The sequence below is a fragment of the Ruegeria sp. HKCCA0370 genome (assembly GCF_013033705.1).
Taxonomy (GTDB): Bacteria; Pseudomonadota; Alphaproteobacteria; order Rhodobacterales; family Rhodobacteraceae; genus Ruegeria.
In genome coordinates, this window is sequence record NZ_WQEP01000004.1 from 226,751 (window position 1) to 243,536 (window position 16,786).

Sequence of the window (16,786 nt, forward strand, 5' to 3'; positions counted from 1 at the left end):
CAGATCGTATGGTCTCCAGCCACACCCCCAGCCATGCGAGGGAGGCCGGGTACCCATCAATGGCAGCGACGATCTTGCAGTGCGACGGTAATTCGCCCATCAGGGTTTCGATGTGTGACTGGGCAAGAGAATTTCCTAGCGAACGGGCCCGCCGTGCGGCAGTCCAATCAGCATTAAGCCGTTCAGCTGACGCCGGTTTTATCGCAAACTCTGTCTCCACCTGTCAGCTTGAACGAAGTTCTGTTAACGCGGGCTAGAATATGACAGGAGCCAATCGCGACGATCTCTTTCAAGGGCGCATTTCCGAAAGACGTCATCTTGTACTCGGATTTCGTCTTCCTTCGATACAGTGTGTCGTGCCGTGACCTGGAAGAAATCATGGCGGAACTCGGCGTTAATCTGGATCATGCAACACTGAACCGTTGGGTCACAAAATACGCTAGTGCAATTGCCGATGTCGCGTGCAGGCGAAAGGGGCCGTGCGACTGTTCCATGAGAATGGAAGAGACTTGCATCAAGGTAAAAGGAGCGTAGGTCTGTCACTATCGCGCTGTCGACAGGAACGGAAAGACACTTGATTTCATGCTTTCGCAGCGTCGAAACAAACCCGCCGCCGCCACATTTTTCGCGTAGCTGCTGGAGGTCAACGGCCACCCGAGAAAGATTGTCATCGACAAAAACGGAGCTAACACGGCTGGCATCAGAGCGATAAACAAGATGCCGAAAGGCTTTCGCTGCCCGATCGCAGTCGAGATGGTCAGGCGGAAGTATCTAAATAACATCGTGGAACAGGACCATCGCTGCATCAAGAGACGAACACGGCCTATGTTGGGGTTCAAGGCCTTCGCTTCAGCGGCGGTTACATTGGACGGGATCGAAGTGGCGCATATGATCCGCAAAGGCCAACTCACGCCTGCGGTCTGCCCGTTACGCCAATTTGCAGAACTGGCGGCATAAGCCGCGGGTTCGGTTTCAACTCTTCGGTCAATAAGAAACTTTGCAACAGATCCGTTTCGTACTGTTGCGGAGACGACGCTGAGGCACTTTGACACCCTTATATTATGCGCACGCCCGGTCGCAGCTTGGTATACCTGACATCATTGAGCTGACACGGAAACTGCCCCCGTACGGCACATTTCAAGACTTTTTGCGCGATGGGTTCAAAGTCGGCTCGGAAGTGGGTTGTGCTTTTGACACATAGTATCCGAGCGTCTGCCGGCTCCAGATTGAACAAACGTATTTGCGCCAGATCCAGACATTGATTTCGAATGCTGGTGACTAGGACATGGATTTGCGTTCCAATCAGCTGTAAGGCGGCCGAAGGACCCATCGTAGCAACGCCGCCGCCATACATTTCGCCCGAATAACGACATCGGCCATCGCTTAGGTGATGCACGCGCACCTTTGAGGCCAAAGGAACGTCGCCGGGACCTCGACCACCAATCTCGGCTTCGAGTTCCGCGCCTTCGCCCAATTCGTGGGCCTTTGCCGCCAGTTGCGGGTCGTTCAGCAACCCGAGAATGGCCGAGGGGGCGTTTTGTTGCATCAACTCACGTAGCAACCCTGTCGTGTCGGCCGACGCTCCAGCCCCCGGATTGTCCTGCACATCAGCGATTACTACAGGCCCTTTGCCATTTGCATGCCGTGCAGTTTCAACAGCATCTTTCGGACTAAGCAGAGAGGTATCGAACTGCGTTTCCGCCGCTTGCAGCTTTGCGAATATCTGCGCGGCCATTGCATCGGCATCGGATTGTGACTCGCCGTAGGCCAAGACAGATGGTCCACAATCGGCCGTATCCGCTGCAGTAAACCCAACGGCGAGTTCAACCAGACGCGCGTTTGGCCCGTCGAAGACATCCAACGCGGCGTACAGCGTTTTGGCGGGGGCGACTTCGGTATACTGGCTGTGCAGCGGGATCAGATACTCCCCTTGACGCCACGCTTTTGCGGGCGGGCCATTTGTGCAGATGTCGCGCATCATTCGAAAGGCCCGCGCGCCTGTTTCTGCCATGTCGAGGTGCGGATAGGTGCGGAAAATGGTCATCGCGTCCGACAGATCCACCATTTGCCTCGAGATATTGGCATGCATATCGAGGCTTGCAACAAGCGGCAGGTCCGGACCGACGACCTGTCTGATCCGCGACAACAGCTCTCCCTCCCCATCATCCAAAGACTCTGTGACCATGGCCCCATGCAGGTCCAGGTAGACCCCATCAAGCTGCGTCATGTTCGCAAGCGCATTGGTGATATGTCCGGCAATGGTATCAAAGGCGTGATCCGCAACCTTGCCACACGGTTCAGCAGCGCACCACAGGATAGGTTGTAATTCGACCCCATCCGCCAAGGCAGTTTTTGCGAAACCCGCTATGGGCAGGTTCATACCTTGGGTTATGTTCAGAACGTCTTGACCCCAAAGCATTTCCGGCCAGCTATCTGCCTGCTCAAAATCGCTCAGCTGCGTTGGAGTGGCGACGAAGGTATTGGTTTCGTGTTGAAATCCTGCGATAGCAATTCTCATCTGACCCTTCAGCCGCTTATTGCTGCACCAATTCGGCGGTCAAAATCTCACGCAGTTTTGCCGCCACGATTTCTGGTTTGTGGCGGGTCATCGAAACATGACCTAGGCCAGGAATTTCATGGAACACGCCGTTCGGCGCAAGATCAGAAACCACCTTGCACATGACCGGAGCGGTTTGAACATCCTCGGAAAAGGCGATGACATGCATCGGGACCGGGCAGGTTTTCAACCCTTCACGACAGTCGAATTTCAGACAGGCTTCCCACTGATCAATTGTTGCCTGCGGGTCGCGATTCCGAAAACGCTCGGTGTAGGATGCTTTGAGCTGCTCCCAAAGCTCAGGCTCGTGCAGCGCTTTGGCCGGAAAGGCGTAAACGGCATAGTGCGGGGCAAGGAAATAATCAGGCAGAGTGATGCCGTCCTTGCGCAAGTCGATCTCGGCCTGCATCCAGTCGCGAGTGAACCCGTCGATATAGGCCGAGGTGCCCATCGGAATTGCCAGTCGCACCTTTTCCGGGAAGTCGATTGCGGTTTGCTGCGTGACCAGCCCGCCCAGTGACAACCCGCAGACAGCGGCCTGACCACCAGCGAATGCATCAATCACCGCAGCGCAATCGGCCGCGTAATCCTGCATCGACCAGGGCGGAGGGGGCGATTGCGTGTCACCCGCGCCGCGTGGATCATAAGTGATGCATTTAAAGTCGTCTGACAGGCACGAGAATTGTTCGGAATAAGCCTCAGCCGTCTGATCTCCGCCGGGGACGAACACGACCGGAGGCCCTTCGCCTTCAACCACGACTCGCATGGTGACGCCGCCCATGGTCAATTGATAGGTTTCTGATTTTAGACCAAATTCGGGGAAGACTGACATTGGAAGGCTCCTGTGGCCGCAAGGATGCGCTACATTCCGTTGCGGGGAATGGTGTGCGTCTTTTCTTCTTCGAAAATGAGTTCACCACCTGACCAGGCTTTTAGGCGTGAGGTCAGGTGAAACTCGGTTGCCGTTGCCCGTTGCTCGGAATAGGTCCAGATTTTCGCGGACCAGCCGTCCCGATCGAAACCGGCCGTTTGCTCCATTGTGGCGACGGCAGACAAGGGATCGCCGGGGTGGATCGTGTAGCGCCGGTCGGACACATCGCTGAGCACCGTTCCGATGTCGTCAAGACGGAAATCGCCGACCGGACCAAACACACCGCCATCCAGAAAGAACCGGTGGGTCACTTCGCCATTCGTCAGATCAGTGTGGACCGAGCGTTCCATTGAGCCATTGCGAACATGGGTTTTTCGCGGGGCCGCGGTTGGTGGCTCCGGTTCCGGCAGCGGACGCGGCTCGGCGCTGCCGTCAGGCTGGACTCTGATCGGCAGGGTCAGCCGGGACATGCCGGGCTTGATCATGAGTGTCACCGGCTGCGGCGCAGGCCAAAGAACAGGCCAATAGGCTGAGGCGATTTGCAATGTGATGCGGTGGCCTTCGGGAACATGATAGCCGGTTCCGTACAAGGGAACCGTAACGGTCATGTCTTCGCCGGGCGTGATCAGCGTAGGTTGGGTGTCGCTGTCGCGGTGGTTGAGATTGCAAAATCCCCGCGCGATCAGCGTTTGCGCGCCGTCCGGGGCCTCATCCACCAGCAGCACGGCGACATAGGCTTGCGTCTGATCCGCCGACACCGTCAGGTCAACGCTGGGCTGACCCAACAAGTCCAGCGGTTCGGTCAGGGGTGACCCCTTGAACTGTAATGCCCCCCCAGCGTCGATCCGGCAATCCTCTGCCATATCGCCGGGAATGGCGAAAGAGCACATATCGCCCGCAGCGGCACCGAAGCTCTGTGGCGAGCAGATGGACAACGCAGTCCCTGACTGTGCCGTTTCGCCCAGAGTTTGGTCATTCAGCCAGAACGTTTGCTCGGCGATATTGGGCGACGGCCAAGACGGTTCTTCGACCCAGCGCCCCGTGCGTTGCAGATGGGTCCCCGAAGGCGCCGCGCTGTCCTGCAAGAAAAACCGCAATGGGGGTTCATCCATTAACCCCGTGTCGATCCCTTTTAGCCAATGATCCCAGAAACGGATTAACTCGCCAACAAAATCGGCCTTGGGGCCGGGCACCCCTTCATGTGGGTAAAGATGCGCCCAAGGTCCCATCAGGATTTTGACTGGTCCGCCGAGGTGTTCTGCAATGCGGAAGGGCGTGTCCCGATACAGATCCATCCAGCCGCCAAAGAAGTAGACCGGTACCTGTAGGTCCGAGTAACTCTCGCAGATCGAACCACGTCGCCACATTTCGTCGTGGGTTTGGTGTTCCAGCCACATGGCGGGCCAGAATTCAGCGCCTTCCAAACGTTCGCGCCACATGTCGAGCCAGCGATCAGCTCCGACAATTTCGGGGTCCGGCGGCATAGCGTTGTAGAGCTGCATGATTGAGCCCCACCAGAAATTGTCATTGGCCAAACAGCCGCCGTAGAAGTGAATATCCTCGCGCCATCGGTCATCCGTGCCCATCACCGGAGCGATTGCCTTAAGTGCCGGGGGCCGGGTCGCCGCAACTTGGAACGCGTTATACGCCCCCCAACTTTTGCCGAACATGCCGACATTTCCGTCGCACCAGTCCTGATCGGCTATCCATTGGACAATGTCATGGCCGTCCTGGATTTCCTGGTGGGAATACTCATCCTCGGACACGCCTTCACTGTCGCCATACCCTCTTATGTCGACGCGGATTGAGGCGTACCCGGCGGCTGCGAAATGCGGGTGCATGCTTTCATCGCGCATACGCGTGCGATCCCGACGCCGGTAGGGGATATATTCGAGGATACAGGGCATCGGTGAAGTTCTGGCTGTTTCGGGCAGCCAGAGCCGGGCAGCAAGCTTGGTTCCGTCAGGCATTGGAATCCAAACGGTTTCAATGACCTCTATATCGCTCATGACGCTGCCTTTTCTGCTAGTTCCGGCGGGCGGGCGCCGGGTTCCAAAGGGAAATGACAGGCGACAGCGCGCCCGTTTGCAACCTGCCGCTCCGGCGCATCCACACTGCAACGCGATTGCGCCCATGGGCAGCGGGTGTGGAACTCGCATCCCGATGGGCGGGCCAGTAATGAGGGGACTTCGGCCGGCAGCGTGATCCGGTCATGTGTCTTATCCGGGTCGGGCTCGGGGTTGGCTGACAGAAGCGCCGCCGTATAGGGGTGTTGAGGCGCACTGAACACCTGTTCGGTGTCTCCGGCCTCGACAAAGCGGCCCAGATACATGACTGCGGTTCTGTCCGCCACATGATGCACCACATGCAGGTTATGGGTGATGATCACCATCGCCAGACCCAGCCGTTCGCGCAGATCATTCAGCAGGTTCAAAACTTCGCCCTGCACCGACACATCAAGGCCCGCAGTGGGTTCATCCGCGATGATCAGCGCCGGGTCCAGCGCAATGGCGCGCGCGACGCCGACACGTCGGGCCTGTCCACCCGATAGCTGATGCGGGAAACGCGACGCGAAGCTGGTCGGCAAACCCACTAGTGTCAGCAGGCGGTCAGCTTCATCCCGCAGATTGCGCCCTTCTATACCGTGAATTCGGAAAGGTTCGGTCACCAGATCGCCGACGGTCATGCGGGGTGAGAGGGAGCCTACCGGGTCCTGAAACATCATCGACATGCGTTTGCGAACGGGCTTCATCGCCTTTCGGTCCAACTCGTCGATGCGCTGGTCCTCAAAAGTGATGGCGCCGGCACTAATCTCCTGCAAACCGTTCACGGCCCGCGCAAGCGTTGTTTTGCCAGAACCGCTTTCGCCGACCAGGGCAAAGGTCTCGCCGCGGTTGACCTCAAAACTCACCCCAGCCACACCCAGGATCGCGCTGCGGCGTCCCAGTCCGCCGACCGGAAACGAGACCTGAACATCTTCGACCTTGAGAATCGGATCGCTGCTCATGCTGTCACTCCGGTTTCTGCTGGTGTGTCCGCGACAAAGCAGCGGGCGACATGGCCTTCCCCGATGTCCTTGTCAGGTGGCGGGGCCGAACACGCGTCGCTTACCCGGTCACAGCGGTTGGCAAAGATGCAGCCCGCGGGCCGTGCGCGCAGATCGGGGATTTCTCCGGGTATCGTCGGCAAGTGCCGGGTGCGCTCGCTTTGCCGCGCAGGGTCGCATTCCAGCAGCCGCGCTGTGTAGGGGTGGCGTGGATCCTGGAATATCTGACGGACGGTACCGCGCTCGACCACTTCCCCGGCGTACATCACCACGACATCGTCACAGAGCTCGGCGATGACACCCAGATGGTGCGAGATGAACATGACTGAACAGCCGATCTTTTGCTGAAGGTCCTTGAGAAGTTCGATTGTCGTAACCTCAAGCGTCGCATCCAGCGCCGTTGTGGGTTCGTCCGCGATCAGCAGAGCGGGCTCCATCATCAAGGCCATGGCGATGGCGATGCGTTGCTTCATCCCTCCCGAGAACTGGTGCGGATACCGCGCCAGCGCCGCACGGGCATCGGGGATGCGCACCAATTCCAGCATCTCGACCGCGCGGCTTAGCTTTTCGTCCTTTGAAAGGGGCGAGCGATACTGAATGTTCAGCATCTGTTTGCCGACCGAGATCACAGGGTTCAGCGCGCCCATCGGGTCCTGAAACACGGTTGCGATGCGCGGGCCGCGCAGGTCCCGCATGCGCGACGGGGGCAGGGTGGTCAGCTCATCCTGCCCCTCAAACAGGATCGATCCGCTGTCGATGCTGCCATTGTCGGCCAGCAATCCAAGAATGGCGTTGATCAGGGTGGATTTCCCGCAGCCAGATTCGCCCACGATACCGACAATCCGGTTTTCGGGCACATCGAAGCTGACGTTTTTCAACGCGTGCAGCGGCCCGGCCTCGGTCGAGAAGCTGACGTTCAGATTTTCTATGCGCAGCGTGGTCATCAGCGTCCTTTCAGCCGGGGATCGAATACGTCCCGCAGCGTCTCGCCCAAAAAGGTAAAGCCCAGCGTTGTGATGATGATCGGCACGCCGCCAGCAATCGCGATCCAGGCAGTATCGCGGATATTGGTGAAACCGTCATTCAGGATCGAGCCCCAGCTTGGGGTCGGGGGGCGCACACCGAGGCCCAGAAAACTCATCCCTGCTTCGATGCCGATGACGACTGGGATGTCCATCGATGCGAGGATAACCAGCGGACCGATGACGTTCGGCAGAATGTGCACCCGCAGGATACGCGCCGAAGAAGCGCCCATGCTTTGCGCCGCCGTGACATATTCTGACGTCTTCAACGCGATAGTCTGAGTGCGAATGATCCGCGCGTAACCGGGCACGGTGACCAGAACAACGACGACCATAACGGCGGTCAGCGACGGCCCCATAAGCGTGACCAGCGCAAGGGCCAGCATGACGGTCGGAAAGCTTTTCATTGCGTCGAACAAAAGGATCATCAGATTGTCCAGCCAACGCGGCCCATAGCCCGCGATCAAGCCCAGAACGATGCCTATCACCAGCGACACAGCAGTCGAGACCAAAGCCACAAAAAGCGCAATCCGTCCACCATGCAGCACCCGGGCAAACAGATCCCGGCCCAGCTGATCGGTGCCCATCAGATGCTGCGCGCTTGGGCCTTGGAACCGGTCACGCGGGTTGATTTTCGTCGGGTCCCAGCTGGTGAGAAAATCGGCAAACACGGCGCCAAAGATGACAAACAGCACAAGGAATAGTCCCAGCGCGCCCAGCGGTTCACGCAGGATTTTGCGGATCGGGCGCCACAGCTCGGCCATGCGCCCGGGGGCGGGGTTAGAAACTGCTTCTGACACGGGGATCCAAAGCTCCGATGATGAGGTCTGCCAACAGATTGAGCAGAACGAACAGGACTGTCGTGATCAGAACGGTTCCTGTCACAATGGGGAAGTTGCGGGTCAGGATGGCGTCATAGACCAGCTTGCCAACGCCGGGGCGGGCAAAGACGATCTCGGCAAAGACAGCCGAGGACAACATCTGACCGATGCCCACGCCCAGCAACGTGACCGTGGGCAGGATCGCAATCGACAGGGCATAGCGGTAGGTGATCGTTCGATCCGGCAGGCCAAAGGCGCGGGCGGTGCGGATATGGCTGGCCTCAAGCACTTCGAGCATCGAAGCGCGCACCATGCGGGCAATATAGCCGACCCAGCCCAGACCAACCGCCAGCGAAGGCAGGACCAGGTGCGTGAGTTGATCGCCGAGATTGCCGGGTTCGCCTGCGCCAATGGCAGGTAGCCAACGCAATTCAACGGCAAAGATCAGCAGCGCATAAATCGCGATCACGAACGAGGGCACGGCAATCACTGCAACGGACAGGATGCCAACGATCCGGTCGGCCCAGCTGCCGCGGCTGACCGCCGCCCAGCAACCCAGCGGAATACCAAGCGCAACCGACCACGTGATGCCGCCGACGATCAAGGCCAGCGTATAGGGCAGTTGTTCGAACACGACCGTAGTGACGGGACGACCCGATAGAACCTCATCCCCTAAATCACCTGTCCAGGCCCCGATGTAAAAATTCCAGAACTGAACCAGAACCGGCTGGTTCAGCCCCATTTTTTCGCGCAGGGCGGCGCGCATTTCCTCGGTTGCCCTGGGCCCCAGCGCAACCGAGGCCGGGTCGCCGGGGATCAGGTAGATCATACAAAACAGCAGGAACATGGCGACCGAAACGATCGCGGCAGCCAGCCCAAGCCGTTTGAAAAAATAGCTCAGCATACGCGCCCCCTATAGGCGTGCGGGCGGCGGCCATACGCCGCCCGTTTGCGTGGATCAGGCGCGTTTGAACAGCGGCAGCAGCGGCTCGCCATTCGGTTTCAGGCCCGGATTGACCGTATCCTTGTGGATCAGGCCGACCACTTCGTGCGTCAGGAAGACATAGCAGCCACTTTCATCCATAAGACCTTGCATCTTCTTGTAGACCTCATCACGCTTGGCCGGATCGCTTTCGACCAGACCTTCTTCGTGCAGCGCCTTGTATTCCGCGTTGTTGAACCGTTCCCAGTTCCAGACGCCAACCTGTTCCGGCGTGAACCAGACCGTCGCCCAGCTTGGGTCAGGGTTCATCGAAAACCGGCTGAGCACCAACTGAAGATCCATGAAATAGTCGCCGTCCTTGGAACCAAGCGTCCAGAACGTCCCACTGTCATTTTGCTTGATCTCGCAGGTGATCCCCACATCGGCCAGATTGGCCTGTATGACCTGAGCCGCCGTCAGGCGTTCGGACTGGTTCAGGATGTCGAGCGTGACGGTCATGCCTTCCGCACCCGCTTCGGCCAGCAGTTCGCGCGCTTTATCGGGGTCGTAGTCGTATGTCACGCTATCCCGGCTGCCCGGCAGGCCAGGGGCGATGATACCGTTGCCCACGGCCGCTGCGCCGAAATAGGCCGCGTCAACCACAGTCTGCCGGTCAATCGCGTGCTGAATGGCACGGCGGATGCGAACGTCTTTCAGTGCTTCGTTGTCCTGGTTCATGCCCAGCCAGACATAGGCCAGCGAGGGTTTTTCCTCGACAACCGATCCCGCCGGCGGGTTTTCCTTAAGCCGCGGCAGAGAGGATACCGAAGTCCAGGTGTAGTCCAGATCACCAGCTTCAAAACCCAGCTCGGCTGTCGAGGGGTCCTCAATGGGCAGGATGTGGATTTCCTCATACCCGCCAGGTTCATAAGCCCAATCCGGGTTGCGCTTTAGAACGGTTTTCTGCTTGGGAACCCATTCAGTCAGAATGTACTGGCCAGATTGCGCCACAGGCTCTGACCCGATCTTTCCGCCGACTTCCTCGACCGCTTTGCGCGAAACGATACAGGAGGCGGGGGTCGGCAGCGTGGTTGTCCACAGCGGCACGAATTTGTTTTTCAGATGAATCAGGCCCGAAAGGGTGTCTTTTACTTCGACCTCTTTCAGCGCGCTCCAGTCACCCGCATAGGGGCTTTCATTCGCTGGGTCAGCGATACGCTCGATCGAGAACTTCACGTCATCGGCGGTCATCTGACCAAAACCATCCGTGAACCCGATCTTGTCACGCAGTTTGAAGGCGATGGTCAGATCGTCCAGCTGTTCGATGCTTTCAACAGCAACGGGGCGCCAGTTCCACTCATCGCCCTGTTGGTTTGAGACCAGCGGGGCATAGATCGACCGCATGATGTCGGCCTCGGGCAGAGCCAGCCAGAAGGCCGGGTCCAGCACTTGCAAATCGCTATAGGATCGGATGGTCAGAACTGAGCCATCGGCACTAACTGTCATATGGGGAAATGCGAGGCTGGCTGCGCCCAATGCACCGGCACCGGCCAGAACGGAGCGTCGGGAAACGTCCCCTTTGAAAATCGAACTCATTTGCTTACTCCCTGTTTGTCTTCGTATCCGGGCATCTGTCCGGTTTGGTTGCTTGCGGGCAGGCGTGCCCGCGACTTCAGGTGCCAGCAGGCGTTATCCGTTCTTTTTCTTGTGTGACTGTGGCAGTTGCTCATCAGCGCCGAGCGCTGAGAATCTTGGAATGATCACGGGTGAGTTCACCCAGATCATGCGCGCGGGTTGATTGGATACGTTGCGCAGGACGTGAAGAATGTCTCCGGGAAAGCTGAAACTGTCACCGGTGCGCAAGGTTACGGTTTCGTCCTCAAGCACCAGTTCCAGCTCACCGTCCAGAATGACCCCGTGCATCTCGCCATCGCGCGAGAAATATTGGTCTACGACCTGTTCGGAATAAGGGCGGTAGTCCGAGACGCCCATACAAAACCCACCGCCGATGGAGCTGGACAGTAACTGATCGGCATAACCCGATTGCTCGGCCGGTTCGTCATACAGCATGTTCAGGTTTCGTCGGTTGGACTGGCGCACGACATAGGCGCGCTCCAACGGGCCAGAGCCGGGGCGGTGGTTGAAAAACCATTCCTCAGGAACGCCAAGAGCATCGGCAATGCGCGAGATCTTGTTGAGAGACGCGCTGACGGTTCCGCGCTCGATCGCGCTGAGATGGCTGATCGAAACACCGCTGCTGGTCGCAAGCTCGGCCAGGGTCATCTGGCGCGCCTTGCGCAGCTGGCGCACCTCGGCACCGAAGGCTGCAAGGCCCTCTTCGCTGGCGGTGCGGGTTTGTTTTTTCGATTTGCCCTGGCTCACGAATCCTCCCTACGCTCGCTGGGTATGTCGGAAATCCTACGTTTGTTTTTATTCTCCGCAAGAAAAATTATTCAAAATTCCTGTATTGGCGCTGCCTCCCTGCGCTTGCTACCATTGGATGCCCATACGCAGGGCGTCGTAGATTGCTGCGTGAATGTTGCGTGCCGATACGGCGTCACCGATGCGATACAGGTCAAATCTGGCGCTGGGATTGGGTTGCGGAAACAGGTCGCCTGTGCCGGAGACAAGCGCACCCTGATTCACCGCTCCGCGATTGCGCGACAGAGGTTTAAGATCAAAATAGAGATCGTCCAAAGGCTGCGTGCCTTGATTGACAACCACCTGATCATATTCCCTTTTTTCGACCAGATCAGAATAGTCTGTGCCGATATGGGCTTGCAGCTGATTGCCTGATTTTTCGATCGCTTGCAGCGTTCGTGCGACGGTAAACTTGGCTCCGGTTTTCTGCAAAGAGCGCATATAGGGCACCAGATTCATTGCCATAACCTCGGGCGCAAAGCTGCGGTCACGGGTCATGATTTCGACCCGTGCGCCGGAGGCGGCGATGACCTCGGCGGCCATCAGGGCGGGGTGATCTCCTGCATCGTCATAGATCAGCACGTTTTCGCCCGGCTGCACGTCGCCGGATAGGATATCCCAGGCGGATACCGCCAGCTCATTGCCCGAATCGAGGATCGTTGTATTCGGCAGGCCCCCGGTCGCAATCACGACCATATCCGGTGACAGCGCGGTCACGTCACTGGCTTCGGCATATGTGTTGAACTGAAACTGAACGTCCCGCGCAGCACATTGCGCCATACGCCAATCGACGATCCCGATCATCTCGGCCCGGCGCTTGGATTGTGCTGTAAGGCGCACCTGCCCACCAGGTTCGGGGGCGGCTTCCAGAACGGTGACATCGTGCCCGCGTTCTGCGGCGACGCGCGCGGCCTCCAACCCACCGGGACCTGCGCCGACGATGACTGCCCGGCGGCGCGTGTCCGCCGCAGGTATTACATGCGGCATGGTCAGTTCACGCCCGGTGGCAGGGTTGTGGATGCACAGCGCTTCGCCCGCTTGATAAATTCGATCCAAACAATAGGTCGCGCCGACGCAGGGCCGGATGTCATCTTCCTGTCCGGCTTGAACCTTGGAAACGATCATCGGGTCGGCCATGTGCGCGCGGGTCATCCCCACCATATCCAAAAGCCCCGAGGACACCGCATGTCTAGCCGTCGCCACGTCAGGGATGCGCGAAGCATGGAAGGTCGGCATGCCCGTTTCGGCCCGCACCCGCCCGGCGAAATCCAGATGCGGCGCGCTTTTCATGCCCTGCACAGGGATCACGTCCGTCATGGCAGGGTCGGTGTGAATGCGCCCGCGAATGACATTCAGGAAATCCACCTGACCGCTGTCGCGCAGCCTGCGCGCGATCTCGAGCCCTTCTTCCTCGGTGATGCCGCCCTTTTCAACCTCATCGGCAGTATAGCGAACGCCGACAATGAACTCTGGTCCTACACGGTCGCGGATCGCATCCAGTACCATGAAGCCAAAGCGCAGCCGGTTGTCGAGATCACCTCCGAACGGTGCGTCCATCGTGTTGGTCAGCGGCGACCAGAACTGGTCCAGCAGATGCCCGTAGGCCTGCAACTCGATCCCGTCCAATCCGGCGGCCTGCATGCGTTCAGCCGCATCGGCATAGTCGGTCACGATCCGTTCGATGTCGAAGTCTTCCATCTTCTTCGGAAAGGCCCGATGCGCGGGTTCCCGGTAGTGCGATGGAGAAACTGACGGCAACCAGTCACCTTTGTTCCAACCGGTACGCCGACCCAGATGGGTCAGCTGGATCATCACGGCGCAGCCATGGGCGTGGCAGGCGTCGGTTAATTCACCCATCCAGCGCACGACCTCATCTTTGTAGGCGAGGATATTGTTGAACACCGGGGGGCTGTCACGGCTGACGGTGGCAGAGCCAGCGGTCATCGTCATCGCAACGCCGGCTTTCGCTCGCATTTCGTGATAGGCGCGATAGCGTTCCTTAGGCATTCCGTCTTCGGGATAGGCGGGTTCATGACTGGTGGTCATGATCCTGTTTTTCAGGGTCAGGTGCTTCAGTTGATAGGGTTGCAACAGGGCGTCGCTGCTCATGAGGACGTTTCCCGGTTAGAAGGCTGCGTTGCGACGACATCCTTGGGAATGACGACAGGTGAGACGGCCCAGATCAACCGGCAGACCTGATCGGTGCGGTTGCGGGCATGGTGCGGGATTCGTGCGTCAAAGCTGTAGCTGTCCCCGGCGCGCAGGGTAATGAACTCATCCCCGATCTGCATCTCCAGCTCGCCTTCTAAAACCAGCCCGTGCTCTTCGCCTTCGTGTTTTTGCAAAGGGTCGTCCGGGCGTTCTGAATGGGGTGCGTAGACCGCCATGCCCATATAGAATTGTCCTCCGATCGAGCTGGACAGCAGATGATCGGTATAGCCCAGCTCTGCCACGTCCTGACCGTACAGGGTATTCAGGGCTCGACGGTTCTGGGCGCGCACAACAAAAGCCTGTTCCATTGGACCCGCCCCAGCGCGGCGGGCAAAGAACCAATCTGGCGTGACGCTGAGCGCGCTGGCGATAGTTTGCAATACGTCAACAGAAGGCTTGGATACCCCGCGCTCAATCGCCGACACGTGACTGAGCGAGATGCCCGCTTCTTCGCTCAGTTGCTTCAGCGTAAGCTGACGGGCTTTGCGTAACTGCCGAACCTCGCTGCCCAGCGAAGAAATAGCGGATGGCAAGGCGACAACTTTGTCAGATGACATGCGGGTCTCCGAAAAATGAGTAGAGTGGATGAACTCTACCCAAATTGAAAGCAGACTAGAATTTTAAAGTCAAATTCTATTTTTGGACGAATAGCACGAAACTATTGCATGTTCGATCTGGATTTGCAGAAGTGAGGCAGACATGGATTCCACGCGGCGGATCAAAATGACCGATCAAACCGATCATCCCTTCAAAGTGTCAGAGACAGACCATCTATGGATCGAAATGCCTGATGGCGTACGTTTGGCAGGCCGTCTGTGGCGCCCGGTAACACAGATGCCTGTTCCTGCCATTTTGGAATACATCCCGTACCGCAAAACCGACATGGTGCGCGCGCGCGATGAAAGGAACCACCCCTACTTTGCAGCCCACGGCTACGCCTGCATTCGGGTTGACATGCGGGGCTCGGGCGACAGCGAAGGGCACATGCCGGATATGTATGCTCAGGCTGAACTGGACGATGCGCGACAAGTGATCAAGTGGCTGGCTGCGCAACCTTGGTGCAATGGCCGTGTGGGAATGTTCGGCACGTCCTGGGGCGGTACGGCATCGTTGCAGGCCAGTGTGAACGCGCCCGATGCGCTGAAGGCGGCGATCGCCGTTTGCGCAACCCATGACCGTTTTGAGGATGACATCCACTATATGGGTGGTTGCGTTTTGTCGGATACGTTCGAATGGGGTGCGACGCTTCCGGCTATTCTGGCCTCGCCTCCAACGGCAAATGTCGGGACAGATTGGAAAGCGCTGTGGAAAGAGAGAATTGAGAACCTTACGTTTCCATTGGAAAACTGGCTGCGCGAGGATGGTAGGGGGCAATACTGGCGACACGGTTCTGTCATTCATCAAGCAGATGCACTTTCTGTCCCGGTTCTGGCTATCGGAGGGTGGAGCGATCGCTATTCCAATTCGGTAATGTCTCTGGTTGATGCGCGACCGACCCAGGTTTGGGGGGTGGTTGGCCCTTGGGGTCACCACTATCCAGATCAAGGGTCGCCCGGACCCGCCGTCGGGTTTCAGAAACTGGCTCTGGATTGGTGGGATCACTGGCTGAAGTCAGACACGTCTCAAACGCCAAACTGGCCGCGGCTTCGGGTTTGGTTACGCGAATACGTTGATCCGCAGGATTTTTTATCCATGGCCACAGGGAAATGGATAGAAAGTGGCCCAACGATCCAAGAAACAAAAGTTCAGGAAATTTCCCTGTCTTCACTAAAATCCAATACCAACCACGAGCGGTGGATCGTTCCAGCAGATCCGACGGTGGGGCAAAGCGCAGGGGATACAGGGTATTTTGGCCGAACCGGCGGTTTACCCCTTGATCAAAACTTTGATGATTCCCGTTCTTTGGTTTTCGAAACAGCGCCTCTTACAGAGGATCTGATAATCTATGGGTCGGTCGTTTTGAGGTTACATGGAGAAACGAAAGGCCAACCAAATCAGATTATCGCAAGACTCAGTGATGTAAATTCTGACGGCGTGTCGGCACGTATAACCTATGGCGTCAGGAATCTGTCGCTGGATGAGAACCTGGATCGCATTTCGCCCTCGGCAAAAACCGATGCATTTAACGCAGACATCCGTTTTCACTCGACCGCCTACCGTATCCGTAAAGGACATCGCATCCGTCTTGCGTTCTCTTCGTTTTACTGGCCCCTCATTCACGCGGCGGCACCGAAAGGTGACCTGAGTCTGGATGATGGAGAACTTGTTCTTCCTTTGATGGCCAATAAGCCTTCCGACTTAAGCGAACCTCTTCCGCCTGCAGAAGATTTGCCAGAAGAGAAATCGCATTTCACTTCTGCTGCTGACAGGCTGACACGCTGGAATAAAACCCGTGACAACTGTATCGAGATGGGCTGGCGCCAACCACTGGTGAAGACTGCATTCCCTCAGATGGGTACTGTTTTTAGCTACGAAACAGGCATGGTGCATAGATTGAAGACCTCGGATGTCGTCAAGCAAGAGACAAACGTTGATCACAAAATGATTTTTGAACGACCTGACGGAACCGCCGAGGTTTCAGTTTCTTTGACTGCGTGTTCATCGCTCGGGCATACGACGGTGGATGCTGAACTGATTGTTACATGGAACAAAGAAATCTTCATGACACGGCACTGGCGTAAATCTTAATCAATGCAGCGCAAGTGGTTTCCTCCAACCAGTGTTAGCTGTATTGCAGGTTTTCAATCTCTCGGCACTGGTTGCAATCAAGTAGAAGTGTCGCTGGTTCTGCAAAGTACAAATATCACTATAGTGCGCGGCGGTAGCAAAGCCTGACAGTGCAGAGGCTTCATAAATCGTAGCCCCATCTGGCTTGGCGGTCGTTGATGCGCTTACGATCAGCCAATGAGATTCAA

General features: G+C 57.7%; 12 protein-coding genes and 1 pseudogene. 2 read left to right on the top strand and 11 right to left on the bottom strand.

Annotated features, from left to right (window positions below; translation table 11 throughout):
* The first annotated feature begins 273 nt into the window (after positions 1-273).
* Positions 274-957 (top strand): annotated as a pseudogene (locus GOW31_RS11290) (IS6 family transposase).
* 97 nt (positions 958-1,054) lie between these two features.
* Here the strand turns inward: GOW31_RS11290 and GOW31_RS11295 are convergent.
* From GOW31_RS11295 to GOW31_RS11345, 11 genes are all read right to left on the bottom strand, one after another.
* Positions 1,055-2,518: a M81 family metallopeptidase gene (locus GOW31_RS11295; RefSeq protein WP_171170107.1), complete on the bottom strand. Its 1,464-nt coding sequence runs from the start codon at positions 2,516-2,518 to the stop codon at positions 1,055-1,057.
* A gap of 16 nt (positions 2,519-2,534) precedes the next feature.
* Positions 2,535-3,389, bottom strand: coding sequence for an alpha/beta fold hydrolase (locus GOW31_RS11300; RefSeq protein ID WP_171170109.1), 855 nt, complete (start codon positions 3,387-3,389; stop codon positions 2,535-2,537).
* A 29-nt stretch (positions 3,390-3,418) separates the two neighbouring features.
* On the bottom strand, positions 3,419-5,437 hold the full coding sequence (locus tag GOW31_RS11305) for a CocE/NonD family hydrolase (RefSeq protein WP_171170112.1): 2,019 nt from the start codon (positions 5,435-5,437) through the stop codon (positions 3,419-3,421).
* A complete protein-coding gene (locus GOW31_RS11310) occupies positions 5,434-6,435 on the bottom strand; it encodes an ABC transporter ATP-binding protein (RefSeq protein ID WP_171170114.1) in 1,002 nt (333 codons plus the stop codon). Before GOW31_RS11310 ends, GOW31_RS11305 begins: the two co-directional genes overlap by 4 nt.
* On the bottom strand, positions 6,432-7,418 hold the full coding sequence (locus GOW31_RS11315) for an ABC transporter ATP-binding protein (RefSeq protein WP_171170115.1): 987 nt from the start codon (positions 7,416-7,418) through the stop codon (positions 6,432-6,434). The genes GOW31_RS11310 and GOW31_RS11315 overlap by 4 nt, the downstream gene beginning before the upstream one ends.
* The gene (locus GOW31_RS11320) at positions 7,418-8,296 is read right to left on the bottom strand and encodes an ABC transporter permease (protein ID WP_367396971.1); all 879 of its coding nucleotides are present in this window, start codon (positions 8,294-8,296) and stop codon (positions 7,418-7,420) included. Before GOW31_RS11320 ends, GOW31_RS11315 begins: the two co-directional genes overlap by 1 nt.
* Complete coding sequence (locus GOW31_RS11325; RefSeq protein ID WP_171118247.1) at positions 8,277-9,221, bottom strand: ABC transporter permease; 945 nt, start codon at positions 9,219-9,221, stop codon at positions 8,277-8,279. The genes GOW31_RS11320 and GOW31_RS11325 overlap by 20 nt, the downstream gene beginning before the upstream one ends.
* A gap of 54 nt (positions 9,222-9,275) precedes the next feature.
* Complete coding sequence (locus GOW31_RS11330) at positions 9,276-10,835, bottom strand: ABC transporter substrate-binding protein (protein ID WP_171170117.1); 1,560 nt, start codon at positions 10,833-10,835, stop codon at positions 9,276-9,278.
* A 93-nt stretch (positions 10,836-10,928) separates the two neighbouring features.
* Entirely contained in the window at positions 10,929-11,621 is a 693-nt protein-coding gene (locus tag GOW31_RS22270) for an XRE family transcriptional regulator (RefSeq protein WP_171170118.1), read from the bottom strand.
* A 108-nt stretch (positions 11,622-11,729) separates the two neighbouring features.
* On the bottom strand, positions 11,730-13,769 hold the full coding sequence (locus GOW31_RS11340) for an NADH:flavin oxidoreductase (protein WP_171170119.1): 2,040 nt from the start codon (positions 13,767-13,769) through the stop codon (positions 11,730-11,732).
* Positions 13,766-14,428, bottom strand: a complete 663-nt coding sequence (locus GOW31_RS11345; RefSeq protein ID WP_171118256.1) for a helix-turn-helix domain-containing protein — start codon at positions 14,426-14,428, stop codon at positions 13,766-13,768. The genes GOW31_RS11340 and GOW31_RS11345 overlap by 4 nt, the downstream gene beginning before the upstream one ends.
* Before the next feature lie 166 nt (positions 14,429-14,594).
* Between GOW31_RS11345 and GOW31_RS11350 the strand changes: the two genes are divergently transcribed.
* Positions 14,595-16,559 carry a CocE/NonD family hydrolase gene (locus tag GOW31_RS11350; protein WP_171170120.1) on the top strand — a complete coding sequence of 655 codons (1,965 nt, stop codon included), beginning with the start codon at positions 14,595-14,597 and terminating at the stop codon, positions 16,557-16,559.
* The last annotated feature ends 227 nt before the right edge of the window (positions 16,560-16,786 follow it).